This is a genomic window from Burkholderia sp. AU31624, from assembly GCF_020420065.1.
In the GTDB taxonomy this organism is placed as follows: Bacteria; Pseudomonadota; Gammaproteobacteria; order Burkholderiales; family Burkholderiaceae; genus Burkholderia.
In genome coordinates, this window is the sequence record NZ_JAIZRT010000005.1 from 441,387 (window position 1) to 459,690 (window position 18,304).

18 protein-coding genes and 1 pseudogene are annotated in these 18,304 nt (G+C 64.7%); 9 read left to right on the forward strand and 10 right to left on the reverse strand.

The annotated features are described in order from the left end of the window. Positions 1-77: 77 nt before the first annotated feature. The 4 genes from tilS to cysS form a co-directional block, all read right to left on the reverse strand. The gene (tilS, locus tag LGM89_RS21105) at positions 78-1,499 is read right to left on the reverse strand and encodes a tRNA lysidine(34) synthetase TilS (RefSeq protein WP_226273791.1); all 1,422 of its coding nucleotides are present in this window, start codon (positions 1,497-1,499) and stop codon (positions 78-80) included. A gap of 46 nt (positions 1,500-1,545) precedes the next feature. Further along, positions 1,546-2,517 (reverse strand): acetyl-CoA carboxylase carboxyltransferase subunit alpha, encoded by a 972-nt coding sequence (locus LGM89_RS21110; RefSeq protein ID WP_039364696.1) that lies wholly within the window; start codon positions 2,515-2,517, stop codon positions 1,546-1,548. Positions 2,518-2,620: 103 nt separating this feature from the next. Next, complete coding sequence (locus LGM89_RS21115) at positions 2,621-3,448, reverse strand: DNA-3-methyladenine glycosylase family protein (RefSeq protein WP_089425730.1); 828 nt, start codon at positions 3,446-3,448, stop codon at positions 2,621-2,623. A gap of 43 nt (positions 3,449-3,491) precedes the next feature. Continuing rightward, positions 3,492-4,889, reverse strand: coding sequence for a cysteine--tRNA ligase (gene cysS, locus LGM89_RS21120; protein WP_069248324.1), 1,398 nt, complete (start codon positions 4,887-4,889; stop codon positions 3,492-3,494). Between the two features lie 234 nt (positions 4,890-5,123). Here cysS and LGM89_RS21125 point away from each other — a divergent pair, with 234 nt between their 5' ends. The 4 genes from LGM89_RS21125 (at position 5,124) to LGM89_RS21140 (ending at position 7,871) form a co-directional block, all read left to right on the forward strand. Beyond that, positions 5,124-5,846 carry a tetratricopeptide repeat protein gene (locus LGM89_RS21125; RefSeq protein WP_179254818.1) on the forward strand — a complete coding sequence of 241 codons (723 nt, stop codon included), beginning with the start codon at positions 5,124-5,126 and terminating at the stop codon, positions 5,844-5,846. Positions 5,847-5,885: 39 nt separating this feature from the next. Then, complete coding sequence (locus LGM89_RS21130) at positions 5,886-6,467, forward strand: peptidylprolyl isomerase (RefSeq protein WP_011352517.1); 582 nt, start codon at positions 5,886-5,888, stop codon at positions 6,465-6,467. Positions 6,468-6,555: 88 nt separating this feature from the next. After that, positions 6,556-7,047, forward strand: a complete 492-nt coding sequence (locus tag LGM89_RS21135; RefSeq protein ID WP_006478428.1) for a peptidylprolyl isomerase — start codon at positions 6,556-6,558, stop codon at positions 7,045-7,047. Between the two features lie 23 nt (positions 7,048-7,070). Then, positions 7,071-7,871 carry a UDP-2,3-diacylglucosamine diphosphatase gene (locus tag LGM89_RS21140; RefSeq protein ID WP_226206929.1) on the forward strand — a complete coding sequence of 267 codons (801 nt, stop codon included), beginning with the start codon at positions 7,071-7,073 and terminating at the stop codon, positions 7,869-7,871. A 48-nt stretch (positions 7,872-7,919) separates the two neighbouring features. Here the strand turns inward: LGM89_RS21140 and cysE are convergent, their stop codons facing one another. Together cysE and LGM89_RS21150 are read right to left on the reverse strand one after the other, a co-directional pair. Then, complete coding sequence (cysE, locus tag LGM89_RS21145) at positions 7,920-8,723, reverse strand: serine O-acetyltransferase (protein ID WP_226273792.1); 804 nt, start codon at positions 8,721-8,723, stop codon at positions 7,920-7,922. A 268-nt stretch (positions 8,724-8,991) separates the two neighbouring features. Beyond that, the gene (locus LGM89_RS21150) at positions 8,992-9,816 is read right to left on the reverse strand and encodes an RNA methyltransferase (RefSeq protein ID WP_089495140.1); all 825 of its coding nucleotides are present in this window, start codon (positions 9,814-9,816) and stop codon (positions 8,992-8,994) included. A gap of 280 nt (positions 9,817-10,096) precedes the next feature. On the opposite strand from LGM89_RS21150, the gene LGM89_RS21155 reads away from it, so the two are divergent. Further along, positions 10,097-10,900: an inositol monophosphatase family protein gene (locus LGM89_RS21155; RefSeq protein WP_011352522.1), complete on the forward strand. Its 804-nt coding sequence runs from the start codon at positions 10,097-10,099 to the stop codon at positions 10,898-10,900. Positions 10,901-11,212: 312 nt separating this feature from the next. Beyond that, positions 11,213-12,835 carry an NAD(P)/FAD-dependent oxidoreductase gene (locus LGM89_RS21160; RefSeq protein ID WP_226206932.1) on the forward strand — a complete coding sequence of 541 codons (1,623 nt, stop codon included), beginning with the start codon at positions 11,213-11,215 and terminating at the stop codon, positions 12,833-12,835. Positions 12,836-13,176: 341 nt separating this feature from the next. Here LGM89_RS21160 and LGM89_RS21165 read toward each other — a convergent pair whose 3' ends face one another. Beyond that, entirely contained in the window at positions 13,177-13,470 is a 294-nt protein-coding gene (locus LGM89_RS21165) for a toxin-antitoxin system YwqK family antitoxin (RefSeq protein ID WP_226273793.1), read from the reverse strand. A gap of 889 nt (positions 13,471-14,359) precedes the next feature. Here LGM89_RS21165 and LGM89_RS21170 point away from each other — a divergent pair. Both LGM89_RS21170 and LGM89_RS21175 read left to right on the forward strand, forming a co-directional pair. After that, positions 14,360-15,292: an STM4504/CBY_0614 family protein gene (locus LGM89_RS21170; RefSeq protein WP_226273794.1), complete on the forward strand. Its 933-nt coding sequence runs from the start codon at positions 14,360-14,362 to the stop codon at positions 15,290-15,292. Between the two features lie 116 nt (positions 15,293-15,408). Continuing rightward, positions 15,409-15,573 (forward strand): hypothetical protein, encoded by a 165-nt coding sequence (locus LGM89_RS21175; protein ID WP_226273795.1) that lies wholly within the window; start codon positions 15,409-15,411, stop codon positions 15,571-15,573. 53 nt (positions 15,574-15,626) lie between these two features. Here the strand turns inward: LGM89_RS21175 and LGM89_RS21180 are convergent, their stop codons facing one another. Next, a complete protein-coding gene (locus tag LGM89_RS21180; RefSeq protein ID WP_226273796.1) occupies positions 15,627-16,532 on the reverse strand; it encodes an NAD(P)-dependent oxidoreductase in 906 nt (301 codons plus the stop codon). 516 nt (positions 16,533-17,048) lie between these two features. On the opposite strand from LGM89_RS21180, the pseudogene LGM89_RS21185 reads away from it, so the two are divergent. Further along, positions 17,049-17,219 (forward strand): annotated as a pseudogene (locus LGM89_RS21185) (chromate transporter); the annotation flags it as partial. 122 nt (positions 17,220-17,341) lie between these two features. Here the strand turns inward: LGM89_RS21185 and LGM89_RS21190 are convergent. Both LGM89_RS21190 and LGM89_RS21195 read right to left on the reverse strand, forming a co-directional pair. Next, complete coding sequence (locus LGM89_RS21190; protein ID WP_226273797.1) at positions 17,342-17,767, reverse strand: lysozyme inhibitor LprI family protein; 426 nt, start codon at positions 17,765-17,767, stop codon at positions 17,342-17,344. After that, positions 17,764-18,261: a glycoside hydrolase family protein gene (locus LGM89_RS21195; protein ID WP_085039541.1), complete on the reverse strand. Its 498-nt coding sequence runs from the start codon at positions 18,259-18,261 to the stop codon at positions 17,764-17,766. Before LGM89_RS21195 ends, LGM89_RS21190 begins: the two co-directional genes overlap by 4 nt. Between the last annotated feature and the right edge of the window lie 43 nt (positions 18,262-18,304).

Consider the following 18,304-nt stretch of genomic DNA (forward strand, 5'->3'; position numbering starts at 1 on the left):
GCGTCCGGGGCCGTTCCGGCGCTGTTTACCAAATGGTGAAAATGCGCGTGCCATCGCGCCGTCAGGGGCCGCCGCCGCTATGCGATCAGCATGTCGGGACGCCACTCGATCCGGCGCCACGCGCCATCACCGGGCGCCCCGCCGCCGGACAAGCCGGCATCGCGATTCACGCCGAGGCGCGGCACGTAGATCAGCAAGTCGCCAGCGAACAGCAGCGGCACGTCGCGCTGCCAGGCCGGCACGCCACGCTCCTGGAACAGGCTCTTCAGCGTACGGCCCGGGCCGCCCGGCGACGTGCGCATCCGCTCGCCGCCCGCGCGGGCACGCGCCGCCAGCCGCGCGCCGCGCAGCAGCGCCTCCGGCACCGCGTCGGCGCTTCCCGCCTCGGCGGGCGCGAACACGAACGTGCCGCGCCATCCCGGCAGGTGCCAGACTTCCTGCCCGTCCCACGCGAGCATTGCTTCCGGGTGCGGACTCCCGGTGCCGTCATCGGCCGGTTCGCTGCTGTCGCCCGCTTCCCAGTAGACGACATCGCGATACAGGCGCAGGCGTTGCCCCGCGTGATCGACGCGCAACGCATGGGCGACATGCGTGGCACGCAACTGCCGCATCATGTTGGCGAGCCGGGCAGCCGACGCACTCGGCAGACCGAGCCGACGCATCCAGAAGCGCAGCAGGTTCGCGCCGCGCGTATCGTCGAACGCGACCAACGCGTCGCGCGACAGTGCCTGCCCGTCATCGCGCGCGGCAACGGCGAAGTCGAGCTCGGCCAGATCGTCGAGCAGTCGCTGCGCGGCCGCCGCATGCTGCGCCGCGCGGCCGAGCGCGTCGCGAAAGCCCGGGAAATGCACGGCCAGCGCCGGCAACACGTCGATGCGCAGCGCATTGCGCGCGTATCGTGTGTCGTTGTTCGATTCGTCGTCGATCCACGCCAGGTCGTGCTGCGTCGCATAGCGCTCGAGTTGCGCACGCAACAGTCGCAGCAGCGGGCGCACGCGCTCGACGCTCACGCCGTCAGGGCGGTAACGCGGCGCCATGGCGGCCAGCCCCGCGATCCCCGCGCCGCGCAACAACTGCAGCAACACCGTCTCGGCCTGGTCGTCCGCATGCTGCGCGAGCCACAGCGCGGCCGCGCCGTGGCGCTCGCACATCTCGTCGAGCGCCGCATAGCGCCGCTCGCGCGCCGTTGCCTCGACCCCGAGGCCGCTGTCGCGCGGCACGTCGACGCGCATCGATTCGAACGCGACACCGAGCCCTGCGGCGCTGGCCTCGGCATGCGCCACCCACGCGTCGGCATTCGCACTGAGCCCGTGATGCACGTGCAGCGCGACACAGCGCGACGCGCCCGCGACGCGCACGGCCGCATCGAGCAGCACCGTCGAGTCGAGGCCGCCGCTGTACGCGATCGCGATGCGTGCATCCGCCGGCATGCCGGAAAGCGCAACGCCGACCGCGTCGAGAACGACGCGATCGGCGGAGAATTCGGTGGGCGGGATCACGAGAGGAACGCGCGCGCAGCGGCGCGCGATGGGAGGACGCAGCCGGTCATGCGCCCGGCGTGGTTTCCTTGAACTTGCCGTAGGCCATCAGGCGCTCGAAGCGACGCTCGCGCAGCGCATCGATGCTCATCCCCTGGAACTGGCGCAGCGAATCGGCCAGTGCACGGCGCAGCAGCGCAGCCATGCCCTTCGGATCGCGATGCGCGCCGCCGAGCGGCTCGTTGATGATCTTGTCGATCAGGCCGAGCGCCTTCAGGCGGTGCGCGGTCAGGCCCAGCGCTTCGGCTGCTTCCGGCGCCTTCGCGGCGCTCTTCCACAGGATCGACGCGCAGCCTTCCGGCGAGATCACCGAGTAGGTCGAGAATTGCAGCATCATCACCGTGTCGGCCACCGCGATCGCGAGCGCGCCGCCCGAACCGCCCTCGCCGATCACCGTCGTGATGATCGGCGTCTTCAGCTCGGCCATCACGTAAAGGTTGCGGCCGATCGCCTCCGACTGGCCGCGCTCTTCCGCGCCGATGCCCGGGTATGCGCCCGGCGTGTCGACGAACGTGAAGATCGGCAGACCGAACTTCTCGGCGAGACGCATCAGGCGTTCGGCCTTGCGATAGCCTTCCGGACGCGGCATCCCGAAGTTGCGCGCGGCGCGCTCCTTCGTGTCACGGCCCTTCTGGTGACCGATCACCATGCACGGATGGCCGCCGAAGCGCGCGAGCCCGCCGACGATCGACACGTCGTCCGCGAATGCGCGGTCGCCGTGCAGCTCGTGAAAATCGGTAAACAGTTCCGCAACGTAATCGAGCGTGTACGGACGCTGCGGATGCCGCGCGATCTGCGAGACCTGCCACGGCGACAGGTTCGCGTAGAGGTCTTTCGTCAGTTGCTGGCTTTTCTTCGACAACCGCTCGATTTCTTCCGAAATGTCGACAGCCGAGTCGTCCTGCACGAATCGCAGCTCTTCGATCTTGGCCTCGAGTTCGGCGATCGGCTGTTCGAAATCCAGAAACGTGGTCTTCATGTGTTCGAATCCTTGGGTCTTGCGGCAGCGCGTATTCTACCCGCGCGGGCGACGCTCAAAACCGGCTCTCAACTATTGATGTTTAAAACCCGATAGCCGCCACTCAGGCGTCGGCGTCGGGCGCATCGAGGCTGCGCCACATATACCAGGTCGCGACGGTGCGCCACGGTTCCCAGTTGGCGGCAACCTCGCGCGCCTCGCTGCGCGTGACGGGTTCCCCGCTGAAGTAATTGACGCTGATCGCGCGGATCAGGCCCGGGTCGTCGAGCGGCAGGACGTCCGGCCGCGACAGGTTGAAGATCAGGAACATCTCGGCCGTCCAGCGGCTGATGCCGCGGATCTGCGTGAGTTCCGCGATCACGTCCTCGTCGTCCATCGACGTCCATTTGTCGACATGCAGCGCGCCCGACACGAAATGCTGCGCGAGATCGAGGATGTATTCCGTCTTGCGCTTCGACAGCCCGCACGCGATCAGCTTGTCCGCGCCGAGCCGGATCACCGGCTGCGGCGCGAGTTTCGGACAGGCATCCCCGATGCGCGCCCACAGCGACTGCGCGGACGGCACCGAAATCTGCTGGCCGACGACCGAGCGCGCGAGCGTGACGAACGGGTCGCCGCGCTTCACGAGGTGTGCGGGACCGAACTTCGGAATCAGTTTCTTCAGGATCCGGTCGCGCTTGACGAGGTCGGCGCATGCCTTGTCCCAGTAAGCAGGACGCACGACCACCTCCTCGCCGTCCGCTTCGGACGCACGGGCCTTGCGGGCCGCGTCGGCGGCCGGCGGTACCGCCGCCGGCTGCGCGTGACCGTTGAGCGCGCCGTTCGGCACGGCGCGCGTCGCGTCCGTCTTCGCCGGCGGCACGCGCTTGGCTGCCGGACGCGCGGCGACCGGGGTCGCGCGCCTGACCGGCGCTTTTCTGGCCGTTGCCATCTTGCCTCCTACCTGACGGATCGGTCAGTGGAACGCACCGCGCTCATACGCGACGCCATTCGGTCGATCCGCCCGGTTTGTCTTCAAGTGCGATACCGGTCTCGAGCAGTTCCGCCCGGATCCGGTCCGCTTCGGCATAGTCCTTCGCTTGCTTCGCCGCGACACGCGCGGCGATCTTCGCTTCGATCTCGTCGGCGGCGAGCCCGCCCGCCTGCGCGGCGCCGGACGCCTGCTGCAGGAACGCGCGCGGCTCGCGGCCCAGCAGGCCGAGCAGGCCCGCCAGCTGTTTCAGTTGCCGCGCGAGCGATGCGTCGCCCGTGCGATTCACCTCGCCCGCCAGCTCGAACAGCGTCGCCACCGCGACCGGCGTGTTGAAGTCGTCGTTCATCGCGGCGGCGAATCGCTGCGCGTGCGGCTCGTTCCAGTCGAGCGCGAGCGTGTCGGCTTCAACATCTTTCAGCGCGGTATAGAGACGCGTGAGCGACGCGCGCGCATCGTCGAGATGCACGTCGCTGTAATTGAGCGGCGAACGGTAGTGCGTGCGCACGATGAAGAAGCGCATGACTTCCGCATCGTAGCGTTCGAGCACTTCGCGGATCGTGAAGAAGTTGCCGAGCGATTTCGACATCTTCTCGTTGTCGACCTGCACGAAGCCGTTGTGCATCCAGTAATTGACGAACGTCTGGCCGGTCGCGCCTTCGCTCTGCGCGATCTCGTTCTCGTGGTGCGGGAATTGCAGATCCTGCCCGCCACCGTGGATGTCGAAATGCTCGCCGAGCAGTGTGCAGCCCATCGCCGAGCACTCGATGTGCCAGCCCGGGCGCCCCATCCCGTACTTCGATGCCCACGACGTGCCTTCCGGATCTTCCGGCTTCGCGCGTTTCCACAGCACGAAATCGAGCGGATCCTCCTTCGCGTCGTTCGCGGCAACGCGCTCGCCCGCGCGCAGGTCGTCGAGCGACTTGCCCGACAGCTTCCCGTAGTTCGCGAACTTGCGCACCGAGTAATTGACGTCGCCGTCGGTCGCCTGGTACGCGTAGCCGTTCGTCTCGAGCGTCTCGATCATGCCGAGCATCTGCGGGATGAACTCGGTCGCGCGCGGCTCGATGTCGGGCCGCTGGATACCGAGCGCGCTTTCATCGTCGTGCATCGCGCCGATGAACCGGTCGGTCAGCGACTTGATCGTCTCGCCGTTCTCGACCGCGCGGCGGATGATCTTGTCGTCGATGTCGGTAATGTTGCGCACATACGTGACCCGGTAACCGATCGCACGCAACCAGCGCTGGACGAGGTCGAACACGACCAGCATGCGCGCGTGGCCCACGTGACAATAGTCGTATACGGTGATTCCGCATACGTACATCCGCACTTCGCCAGCCTGGCGCGGCACGAAGACTTGCTTGTCACGCGCGAGCGTGTTGTAGATGCGCAGTGATTCCATAGAGATGAACCGTGAGCCGAAGGAAACCGCCCTGGCGAAGCTCGCCCAGCATGCGAAACGGACGGACCATCTGCTGCGGCACCAGGCCGAGCGTCCTCGATATCACATGGGGCGGTCAGGCTGCAAGCACAGCGGTGACGGCCACGAGAGGCAAAGAAAGACTGTCTGACGCTCGCCGGAACGCGCAGACGTTTTGTTAGAATGGCTCGGAGTATAACATTCCGATTTACGCCTATGAAACCTCATCGCGGCCGCGCGCAGAGCGCTGCGACCCTCGTTGCGACCACCGTCATGGGCGTCGCGCTGACGCTTTTCGCGGCTCCCGCGGCGCATGCGCAGAAGGCCCCGGCCACCGCCGACGGCACGCCCGAAATCGACGCGTCGATCGCCGGCAAGCAGTGGAAGCAGGCGCTCGCGCAGCTCGACGCGCGCATCGCATCGAATCCGCACGACGTGCAGGCGCAGTTCAAGCGCGGCACCGTGCTGGCCCGCCTGAACCGCGATGACGACGCGATCCAGCAGTTCGTCGCGATCACGCAGGCGTACCCCGAACTGCCCGAGCCGTACAACAACCTTGCGGCGCTTTACGCGAAGCATGGCCGCTACGACGAAGCGCGCACCGCGCTCGTCACGGCGACGCAATCGAACCCGGGCTACTCGCTCGCGTACGAGAACCTCGGCGATCTCTACCTGCGCCTCGCGGCCGAGTCGTACAAGCGCGCGCAATCGCTCGGCCGCACGAGCGGCGCGACCGCGCAGCGCCTTGCCGATCTCCAGAAGATCGTGTCGCCGCCGAAGGCCGCGCCGAATGCCCGCGCAGCCGCACCGGCCACGCGCGACTACTCCGACCGCGCTGCCGCGAACGTGAGCACCACCACGCTGCCGATGTCGCCGACGTTCCAGTTCAGCGGTCCGTCAGGCGCACTGGCGGCGCCGTACGTCGCGCCGTCGAAATAAGCGGCGCGGCCTTCTTTCCCTCCCAACCTGAGGATCGCAATGAAACGTCTGTTGCTGGCGCTTGGCGGCGCCGCCCTTCTCGCGACCGCGACCGCACCTGCGTTCGCGCAATCGGCTACCGCGCACCCCGTCGTGCAGCTGAAGACCTCGCAGGGCGACATCCGCGTCGAGCTCTACCCGGAGAAGGCGCCGAAGTCCGTCGCCAACTTCCTCGATTACGTGAAGGCCGGCCAGTACAACGGCACGATCTTCCATCGCGTGATCAAGGGCTTCATGATCCAGGGCGGCGGCTACAAGACCAACTTCGAGGAGAAGCCGACCCGCGCGCCGATCCCGCTGGAGAGCCGCAATGGTCTGAAGAACCTGACGGGCACGATCGCGATGGCACGCACGAGCGATCCGAACTCGGCCACCGCGCAGTTCTTCATCAACACGGTAGACAACAGCGGCCTCGACTACCCGAACCCGGACGGCAACGGCTATGCGGTGTTCGGCAAGGTCGTGTCGGGTCTCGACGTCGTGAAGAAGATCGAAGGCGTCGCGACGACCTCGCGCGGCCCGATGCAGGACGTGCCCGCGCAACCGATCGTGATCGAATCGGCCAGCATCGTCTCGAAGTAAGAACCTGCCGGCACGTCCGGCGCCTCACGCGGCCGCGTCGCACGACCGGCCGCGTGCCATTTAAACCGCCTCACCGAAGGAATTCATCATGGTTGAACTGCATACGAACCACGGCGTGATCAAGCTCGAGCTCGACGCCGCGAAGGCACCGAAGACGGTCGAGAACTTCCTGAACTACGTGAAGAAGGGCCACTACGACGGCACCGTGTTCCATCGCGTGATCAACGGCTTCATGATCCAGGGCGGCGGCTTCGAGCCGGGCCTGAAGCAGAAGCCGACCGATGCGCCGATCGACAACGAGGCGAACAACGGCCTGAAGAACGACAACTACACGGTCGCGATGGCGCGCACCAACGATCCGCACTCGGCGACCGCCCAGTTCTTCATCAACGTGAACGACAACGACTTCCTGAACCACTCGTCGCCGACGCCGCAAGGCTGGGGCTACGCGGTGTTCGGCAAGGTCGTCGAAGGCCAGGACGTGGTCGACAAGATCAAGGGCGTCAAGACGGGCAACGCTGGTTTCCACCAGGACGTGCCGACTGACGACGTCGTGATCGAGAAGGCCGTCGTGGTCTGACGCGCAGTTACGGAGGCACTTCGATGTTGCAGGAGAGTCCGCCGCGAAGCGTCTCCGCGGGCGTGCCGGGCGAGCGCGAATACGCGCAAGCCGCACGCCCGTTCCTGTTTCTCTCCGATCTGCACCTGAGCGAAGCGATTCCGAAGACGGTCGCCGCGTTCGAGCATTTCGTGAAATACACCGCCGACAGCGCCGACTCGGTGTTCATCCTCGGCGACCTGTTCGAGTACTGGATCGGCGACGACATCCTCGACGACGATCCGTTCGCAGCCCGCATGGCCGCGCTGATGCACACGTTCTCGGAGCGCGGCATTGCGCTCTACGTGATGCACGGCAACCGCGATTTCCTGCTCGGCCGGCGCTTCATGAAGGCAGCCGGCGCGATGCTGCTGCCCGATCCTTCGCTGATCATGGCGTTCGGCCAGCGCATCGTGCTCGCACATGGCGACGCGCAATGCACGGCCGACCGCGGCTACCAGGTATTCCGTCGCTTAGCCCGCAACCGCGCTGCGCAATGGCTGTTTCTCGCCTGGCCGTTCCGTTGGCGCCGTGCGCTCGCGCAGCGCATGCGCTCGAACAGCGAAGCGGGCCGGATGCGCCCTGCTTCGGCGATCTACGATGTCACGCGTGAAGGCGTGGCCGCGCTGTTCCGGAAAAGCCGCGCAAGCGTGATCATTCACGGCCATACGCACCGCCCCGCCCGGCACATGGAACCGGCTGGCATCCGCTGGGTGTTGCCCGACTGGGATCTCGACCACGGCAAGCCGCGCGGCGGCTACCTGCGCGTCGACGCGGAAGGCATCCACGCGATGCCGCTCGACTGACACCGCTGCTGCCGTCGCACCCACCGGCAGCAGCGGGCATCCATTGAATTACGCCTGACGCTCGACCGACTTCCCGTCCAGCACGGCCGACAGCCGGCGCAGATCGAGGCGCGCCGCGTCGGCGCCCTGCAGTGTTTCCAGATGCGTGCCCAGCCGCTCGAGCGCCGCGACGATCTCGTCGACGCGGCGGCTTTCCTTCGCCGCGTGATCGATCAGCCCGTGAATCGCGAGTGACATCGGATCGTCGGCATTCGGCGTGATCCCGTATGCGCAGAACGCCGCGCGCTCGGGCTGCGGCTTCGGCTGCGCCGGCATCACGACGCGCGCCGGATTGCCGACCGCCGTGCCGCCAGCCGGCACCGGCTTCACGACGACCGCGTTCGAACCGATCTTCGCCCCCGCGCCGACCGTGAAGCCGCCGAGCACCTTCGCGCCCGCGCCGACGATCACGCCGGCCTCGAGCGTCGGGTGGCGCTTGGCGCCGCGCGTGAGCGACGTGCCGCCCAGCGTCACGCCCTGGTAGATCGTGCAGTCGTCGCCGACGATCGCCGTCTCGCCGATCACGACACCCATCCCGTGATCGATGAACACGCGCCGGCCAATCGTCGCGCCGGGGTGAATCTCGATCCCCGTCAGGAACCGGCCGGCCTGCGACGCGAAACGCGCGAGCCAGTAGCGCTTCGCGCGCCAGCATGCGTGTGCGAAACGATGCAGCACGAGCGCATGCAACCCCGGATAACAGGTCAGCACTTCCCATGCACTGCGAGCGGCGGGATCCCGCTCGCGAATCGTTGCAACGTCTTCGCGCAGTCTCGTGAACATGATGTGGTCTGGGAAAAGGCCGGCGCGCATCGCCGGCAACGACCGGCCGTTATCGCGCCGGGTAATTTGCTTATGACGTTCGGCGATTGTAGGGCGAGTCACGAACGGCCGCACGCGCTCGCCAGTTCACCCCGCCGCCGGCGCGGGTATTCGGGCGGAACGCCTGCCGTTACTGGGTTGGCGGGGTGATCGACCAAGTGAAGTGATCGGCCCCGGCGCTTTCGGCAACCGACCCGGCACCTGCCGACGGGTGGTTGCCCCGCGCGCCGAGACATCCGCCCCCCCATGCGCCGACCGCTTACGCGTCGCCGTCGGGCTTGCCCGATTTCAGCAGGATGTGCTTCGCGACGCCGCGCAGGATGTTGACCTCCTCACGCTCGAGGCCCGTGCGCGCGAACAGGCGCCGCAGCCGCGGCATCAGCTTCTTCGGGTTGCGCGGATCGAGGAAATCGAGCGCGATCAGCGCGTTCTCGAGGTGCACGTACATCCGCTCGATCTCGTCGCTCTGCGCAAGCGTGCCGGCTTCGGCCGACGGTTGCGCCGACGGCTCGCTCGCCTGCTCGAGAAACGCGACACGCAGCTCGTACGCAAGCACCTGCACGGCCTGTGCAAGATTCAGCGAACTGTAGGCCGGGTTCGCCGGGATGTGCGCCAGCGCGCTGCACTGCTCGACATGCTCGTTCGCGAGGCCCGTGCGCTCGTTGCCGAACACGAGCGCGATGTCGCCCGTGCCGACCTGCGCGCACGCCTGCGCGGCGGCGGCACGCGGCGCCAGGCGCGGCGGCCCGTATTCGCGCGTGCGCGCAGTCAGCGCGATCGACCAGTGAACACCGGACAGCGCGTCGCCGAGCGTCGGCACGACATGCGCGGACGCGAGGACGTCGTCCGCGCCGCTGGCCATCGCGATCGCCTCGGGATCGCTCTGCACGTGCGGCACGCGGGGCGCGACCAGCACGAGACGCGAGAAGCCCATCGTCTTCAGCGCGCGGGCGGCCGCCCCGACATTGCCGGGATGGCTCGGCTCGACGAGCACGAAACGGGTGGACGTGAAGCCGCCGGACGGCGGCTGGGACGAGGCCGCGCCCGGCTCGGACGGCGCGGCGGTGATCTGCGGGGTTTCCACTACGATACGACTCGGTTCATCAGAATGGCCGTATGGTATCGCCATCGCCACGGCAAACCCACTCGTCCGGACGGATAGTGGGGGTTTCCCCGTACGCCGGTCGCCTGAAACCGCCAAAAATCGGGTAAAATCATGCCTTTACGCGCCGCACTCCGTGCGACGCGGGTCGTACCCCGTTCTTTGTCAATTCGCGTCTCATCTCGCCTGCCACGCTTGCGCCGTGCCGGGCGGTTGTTCCACTTCGTGGCGGCCCGTGCCGCCAGCTACAGGATCCAGGCTCATGCATCCCATGCTCAACATTGCTGTCAAGGCTGCGCGCCGCGCCGGACAGATCATCAATCGCGCGTCCCTCGATCTCGACCTGATCGAGATCCGCAAGAAGCAGCAGAACGACTTCGTCACCGAAGTGGACAAGGCCGCCGAAGACGCGATCATCGAGACGCTGAAGACCGCCTACCCCGATCACGCGATCCTCGCGGAAGAATCGGGCGAGTCGGAGAACGAATCCGAATTCAAGTGGATCATCGATCCGCTCGACGGCACGACCAACTTCATCCACGGTTTCCCGTACTACTGCGTATCGATCGCGCTCGAGCACAAGGGCGTCGTCACGCAGGCTGTCGTCTACGACCCGAACAAGAATGACCTGTTCACGGCCACCCGCGGCCGCGGCGCGTACCTGAACGACCGCCGCATCCGCGTCGGCCGCCGCGACCGCCTGTCGGACGCGCTGGTCGGCACGGGCTTCCCGTTCCGCGAAAAGGACGGCCTCGATGCCTACGCGCGCCTCTTCACCGAAATGACGCAGGCCTGCACGGGCCTGCGCCGCCCGGGCGCGGCCGCACTCGATCTCGCGAACGTCGCGGCCGGCCGCCTCGACGCGTTCTTCGAACAGGGCATCAACGTGTGGGACATGGCAGCGGGCAGCCTGCTGATCACCGAGGCCGGCGGCCTCGTCGGCAACTACACGGGCGATGCCGACTTCCTGCATCGCCATGAAATCGTCGCCGCGAACCCGAAGATCTACGCGCAGATGATCCCGATCCTGAAGGGTTACACCCGCGTGCATCCGGCAGCGGAGTAAGCCCCGGCCGCGCCTGCATGGCGCGGCTTGCGCGCACGCCGCTCGCGGGCGTCGTCATGACGGCGCACCGTTCGCCTCCCGGTTGCCGGGAGGCGGGACAATCTTCCCGCACAAGGGTCGCTTCGTGCGCCTATCCTGAAGTTGCCTGAGTTGTACGGGCCGTTCAGCGTACTGCCGCTTGCACGGCCCTTCCCGCAATGACAATGATGGGTTTGCGTCCGGCATGCCCGCACGGCGGACAACACCGCCGGCCTGCCGGCCCCGACCGTATCAACACCGCCACGACGCCGTGGCAATCGCATCCGAGTCCCCATGTTACGGCTAAGCGAAATTAAACTCCCCCTCGACCACCCCGAAAGCGCGCTCGAGGCCGCGATTCGCGCGCGCCTCGCGGAGCTTGGCGTGGCCGCGGACGGGCTCCTCCGTTACACCGTGTTCCGCCGTGCGCACGATGCGCGCAAGCGCGCCGACATCAAGCTCACGTATATCGTCGATGTCGAAGTCACGGACGAAGCGGCCGCGATCAAGCGCCTCGCCGGCAAGCCGCATTGCGGCGTGACGCCCGACATGGCGTACCACTTCGTCACGAAGGCGCCCGAGCACGGCAATTTCCTGCGCCCGGTCGTGATCGGCATGGGGCCGTGCGGCCTGTTCGCGGGGCTGATCCTCGCGCAGATGGGTTTCCGCCCGATCATCCTCGAACGCGGCAAGGCCGTGCGCGAGCGCACCAAGGACACCTTCGGCCTGTGGCGCAAGAGCGTGCTCAACCCCGAATCCAACGTGCAGTTCGGCGAAGGCGGTGCCGGGACGTTCTCCGACGGCAAGCTGTACAGCCAGATCAAGGATCCGAACCACTATGGCCGCAAGGTGCTGGACGAATTCGTCAAGGCCGGTGCGCCGGACGACATCCTGTATCTGAGCCGGCCGCACATCGGCACGTTCCGCCTCGTCAGCATGGTGGAAAAGATGCGCGCGTCCATCCACGAACTGGGTGGTGAAGTGCGTTTCGAAACGCGAGTCGACGATATCGAGATCGATCAGGGCAAGGTGCGCTCGCTGAAGCTCTCGAACGGCGAAACGCTGCGGTGCGACCACGTGGTGCTGGCCGTGGGCCACAGCGCGCGCGACACCTTCCAGATGCTGCACGATCGCGGCGTCTATATCGAAGCCAAGCCGTTCTCGCTCGGCTTCCGTATCGAACATCCGCAGGGGCTGATCGATCGCAGCCGCTTCGGCAAGTTCGCGGGCCACAAGCAGCTCGGCGCGGCCGACTACAAGGTGGTCCACCACTGCAGCAATGGCCGCGCGGTCTACAGCTTCTGCATGTGCCCGGGCGGCACGGTGGTCGCGGCGACCTCCGAGCCGGGCCGCGTGGTCACCAACGGCATGAGCCAGTATTCGCGGGCCGAGCGCAACGCGAATGCGGGCATCGTCGTCGGCATCACGCCGGACGACTATCCCGGCGGCCCGCTGGCGGGTATCGCGTTCCAGCGCAAATGGGAAGAGCGCGCGTTCGAACTCGGCGGCGGCGATTACCGTGCGCCGGGGCAGCTAGTCGGCGATTTCATCGCCGGCCGGCCGTCGACGTCGCTCGGCTCCGTGGAGCCGTCGTACAAGCCGGGCGTGAACCCGACCGATCTCAGCACCGCGCTGCCGGACTACGTGATCGAAGCGATCCGCGAAGCCCTCCCCGAGATCGACAAGAAGATCGCCGGCTTCGCGATGCACGATGCGGTGCTCACCGGTGTCGAGACGCGCACTTCGTCGCCGATCCGGATTCGACGCAAGGACGATTACCAGAGCATGAACGTCGAGGGGCTGTATCCGGCGGGTGAAGGCGCGGGGTATGCGGGTGGCATCTACTCGGCAGCCATCGACGGGATCGAAGTCGCGCAGGCGGTGGCGCTCAGCATGACGTCGGGGCAAGCGGCCTGATGCACGAAACGAGTCGGCGCGCGAAGGTTCTCGACCTGAGCGGCGCCGACTTTCGCATGGCCGGCCGGAAGCGCGGTCGGACAGCGGCGTGAGAACGACCGGCGCCGGTCGCGCAATCTCCGGCAACCTGGCCGAATGGCGAACTTCGCGCGTGCCTGCCGAAGCCACTGGTAAACTCGGGCAACCCAAGCAACAACTTCACGCCTGACTTATGACCACGCTGTCGCCCGACGCCTTCGCCGGCCATACCCCGATGATGCAGCAGTACCTGCGCCTTATCTGACATAGGTTAGCTTAGAAGGTTACGCTGAAACCTACGCTCGCCGCGTCGAGATCGGCCGTCACTTTATCTCGCGTTGCCCGTCAGCATCCCAATACGTCCAGTTCTCCGCTTCGGTTCCGTGATCGTAGTCCCCAAGGGCGGCAAGTTGTCCGTTTGGATGAAAATCCTTCCAGACTCCATGCTCAACGCCGTGTTCGTAGACTCCTTCAGACGCGATAGTACCGTCCTCTCTGTATTCAACGAAGAGGCCGTGCCGAACCCATCGCCGCCCATCAGCGGCCAGGTATCTGCTATAGCGGTATCTAAATGCACCGCTTGGATACAAAACTTCCACGATGTTCAATTCCGCCATTGCACCCTCCGCTTTGCACCTCTTCGTCAGCCAGCACGTCATTCAAGACTGTGCCGTAATCGCGACATCATTATGTTGCCCATGTGAGACGAGCATTGCGAGAGCGACTTTGCCAGCTCCTGCTCATAAGGAATGTCGAGACTCTCGACCCCGTGAACAATGCTCCACAGTACTCCCGCCCCATCACTATCGGGGAATCGTTCAAAAAGACCGAATAGGACACTCAGCGACTTTTCCGACGCCCCAACGCTCCAGAGATCTTCCAAAAGACGCTCGAGCGGTAACCAGTCTCCACCAGCCGGACTAAATTGGGCGATTTGAGAAAGAACCTCTTGCTCTGACCGAAACGGGCGCGGCTGACTGTCGACGCACATGATGGGTGGTGGGTAAGCTCGTAAGGGCTTCCGAGTTGACTGGGCTGCAGAATTGTTGCTGATCCAGACTTGGTTGTCGAACATGTACTGCGAGCCACCTGTCGTGATCGGCGACAACTGGCCGAACGGCGAACTTCGCGCAGGCATACTAGGGCCGCTGGTAAACTCGGGCAGCTAAAGCAACTTTTCCCGGTCACATGAGCATGCAACCCACCGCAGCACCTGCACCCGTCACTCCAATGATGCAGCAGTACCTGCGCCTTATCTGACAAGGCACGGCACATAAACCTACGCCGAGACCTACGCCTGCCCTTTTGAGGATCGTCCGCTGACGACCCATGTCCGCCGCTCAATGCCGCACTGGGTGAACGGCAGCATTCAAGGTTCAATACCGCATTGCGAACCATACGCTGGCTCAGTGCCGCGCCCGCAATCTAAGGACACAAGCGACGCGTTTGCATCGCGTTCGTTGTAACATCCTCCGGTACCCAATCCAACCGACTATACAGGTAGCTATGAGCGTAGTTGACCTCTATTCGAAGCGCAAGAAGCGGGCGCAGGGCCAGGTTATTGACACGTATCAGTATGACGTGTTTCCTAGGCCGTTACGTGTTCAATTATGGCAGATTTTCGAGCGAGTTCTTGGGAATACGACGGAATTCTACGATAGTCTGAAATTGGTTAATGCCACCTATAACGGCATAGTGCGTGTTTTATGTCACGAATATGGGGAATTCTGTCTCAGTGTAAAAGAGGACCATCCCGCTATTTTTCAGCTTCGAGATTTTATTCTTTCGACGGCGAACGTAGATCATCTTTTGGACGCTGTCGAATTGGCGCTCCGCGCAATCGACCGCCAGACTCGCAAGCCTGAATATCGGCGCGTTAGAAACTGCAATGCGCTGGCCGACGGCGCCATCGAGGAGGTCAACATCCGCATGCGAGAACACGGCGTCGGCTACGTGTTTCAAAACGACGAAATAATGCGAGTTGATTCGCAGCTTATACACGCGGAAGTCGTGAAGCCCACGCTCCAGCTACTGAATGTTCCCGGCTACGAGGGGGTGCAAGATGAATACCTTGCCGCGCACGAACACTACAGGCACGGTCATGCGAAGGAGGCTCTCGTTGAGTGCCTGAAGGCATTTGAGAGCATGATGAAGGTTATTTGCGCAAAGCGTAATTGGAGTGTTGGTGGCCGTGGTACCGCTGGCGACCTGATCAAGGCGATTTTTGATAACAAACTTGTTCCCGACTTCTGGCAAAGCCATTTTGGATCGTTACGTTCTACGCTGGAATCAGGTATCCCGACCGCGCGAAACAAGCTGGCTGGACATGGGCAGGGCGCAGAGCCTATCAATGTGCCTAACGATATTGTTGCCTACATGCTTCACATGACTGGGGCAGCGATTGTTCTGTTGTCGGAGCGCGATAAAGCCCTAAACTAGTACCGCAAACGATCGCGGTGCTGAGACACGGTTAAGGCCTCGCCCTCAGCCCCAGGGCCCATTCGGCCCGACACTCTGAGACCCGTTGGCAAGGCAAAACGGCCGTTCGAGCGTCCATGAGAGCGCGCCAGCGAGTGTCGCAAACTAGCCGGCAACCGCCGGACGTGATCTCCAGCAACTGGCCGAACGGCGAACTTCGAGCGGTCGCCGCGCCGATCGCGGCCAGCATGCAGGTCCTGTGCGTCGACATCAATTGGGAAGCCGCCGCGCATCGCGGATGAGACGGCGACCGAGGCTCATGGCCGCCGTCGGGGCTCCGCGCCGCGACGACGATTTAACTCCGGCCCCCGCGAGGCTTCCTGAAGCATTCGAACACGGCGGCCAGCTCATGTTGACCGTGGCCCATGGCGATGGCCTGCTGGAGTCGCGCCAGGACTTCCTGCGGGTAGCGGCTGTCCGTGCCAGCTACGTGGCTGTGCGCCACAAACTGCTCGATGCCCGCGGTCCAGGTGTCGATCGTGGCCTGCGACCCTGAGTAATCCCCCTTGTTGATCATCTGCACGCACGTTCGAAGCGTGTCCTCGACGAAGGGACGACGGGCCAAGGCAAGCGACAAGTAGGCGTCGAGGGAGACGCCTTCGGCATCACACACGGCGGCGCCGTAGAGAAACGCGAGCGCGGCCCCCAGGGCATACGAACCGGTAATGGCGCCATCGAGAACGGCGGCATCCCCGAATCGCTCGCCAACGAACACGGCATGTCCACTCAGGTTCGCCAGAATAGGCTGCAGGGCTTCGAAGGTCGAACGCGAGCCGGCATACAGAATCGATCCATCCGGCGTGCCGATATGGTGCGGGTAGCAGCTGATGGTGCCGTCCAGGTAAGCCACGCCGTGTTCCGCAGCCCACTCCGAAGCTTCTTGCGCGCCCTCCGGCGTGCCCGTCGTGAGCTGAACGATCGTTTTGCCTTTGAGACTGGCCACGACTTCCGGGGTGCGCAGCAACGAGTCGGACGTGTCATAGTTGCTCACGCAAACCACCACGATCTGACTCGCATCGACGGCCTCGGCGGCCGAGTGCGCAATGCGGGCGCCAAGCTCGGCAAGCGGCTCGGCCTTGCTCGCAGTGCGGTTCCAGACGGTGACGCGATGATGAGCGGCAAGCAATGTCTTGGCCAGGGCCGCTCCCATGGGGCCGAGCCCAATGACGGATATTGACTGCGTCGTGACGGTATCTGCCATCACAAACCTCCTTGGAATCAGGTAGACGAAATTTCAGAAGACATTGCCTTCGGCCGAAGGCTCATGAAAAACCGAACATCAACACTCAGCGCTGTCCAGAAAATCCGGCCGGTTCAAAAACACCCGGTATTCACACTCCAACCTGTCCATGCTCGACTCCTTGGGAAAATTCGTTCTCGGATCGTCAGATCCGAATTATTCTAATGACCAAGTCAGTTGACCGTGTATGCGCCGCCGACAGGAATCGTGGGGAATGCGGCATGACTGCACCGCACGCCCGAACGTCTATCGGACAAATTGGTCGAGTGACCAAGTCAAGTGTGTCCAAATATTTTCCCGACGGTAATACACGTTTACGCTAGCCCCATGCTGCGCGGAACCGACGCCACGCGAGGTACGCTTCAATCGGCGATCTGCGCGTGCGGCGCGAGCGACAGTCACCCAGCGCGACGCGCGCCCGCAGTGGCGGCGCTATCGTAGCGGCTCTGCGTCCATTCCCCACCCGAGCCGCAGCCCATGCCCCCCACCGCGCTCCCCTCTTCCCGCAACCCCTGGCCCGTCTTCGTCGCGTTCCTGCGCCTGTGCCTCACGTCGTTCGGCGGCCCGATCGCGCATCTCGGCTACTTCCACGACGAATTCGTCATACGGCGCCGCTGGCAGCCCGAGCGCAGCTACGCGGATATCGTCGCGCCGTCATCAAATGGGGCAGTGAATCGCCCCTGCTGCTGCAAATCCTCGGCATGTAAAAAAGCCCGCTCGCAGCGGGCCTTTGCGCGTCTGGTACATCGATCGAGCACAGCGTTACGCGGTCATGTCGGCTTTCGAGTCGCGGTCGCAGATAGCCTCTGCGTCATCTTTTTCGTCACGATCGCCGCACAGGTCGCTTGCGCCGCCGGCCGCATCGACCCATCCCCCCACTCCTTACGCGCCGACTTCTCGCACGACGCGTCTCGGGCCTTCTTCCACTTCGAGATCTTCGCCTCAAGCGCAGCCTTGCGCTCCGGATGCGCTTCGATCTGCTTGTCGACGACCTGCTGCAACTGACGCTCGGCGACGATCTGGTCGCGCCACGCACAAAAGTTCATGCTGGTCTGACTGCCATCGCAATTGTTCAATAGCCCGACCACTTCACTCGCCGGTAGACCGCTGCGTGCCGCGATTTCGTCTGCGGGCGTCTGCTCGGCATGTGCGGCAGCCGACACGATCAGGAGCAGCCAAACGCACTGTTTCCTCATGGCGTCACCTGCGGTTGGAACGGAGCTGCTTCCAATCGCCGCCGGTTGACGAGGCCGCCCGAACGGACCGCGCGAAGCCGACGACCATGCGCATCGCGCGGATGAACGTAGACGCGCTGATTCATGTGGGACACAACGCCGGCATCGTTGCTCTGGTTCGCGGCGTGTAGTGCGTCTACGGCCCCGGTATTGCCAGCGTTGTAGGTGTAGCTGACGAGTTCGTCGAACTGGGCCTGCGTCAACTCTCGCTGGGTGACGGTTCTACGCACCTGGGCTTCAGCTCGGCTCACGCCCGTAGCGAGTTGCGCATTAACCTGCGCGGCAGTAACCGGGCGACGCAGCTCCTCGGGGGTGCAGGGCCCCGTATGCGCAAGCGTCCCAACCCCAAAGGTGCAGTTGTTCGCCTGATCGTTGTAATAGGCCATGACCGCCTGTTCCCGCGTCCGCAGAGCGGCCCAGCCGGCCTCGCTTAACCGCATATTTTCATTTGCCATCGTCGCCCTCTCAAAGCGCATATTCGTATCCCACGACTCCGCG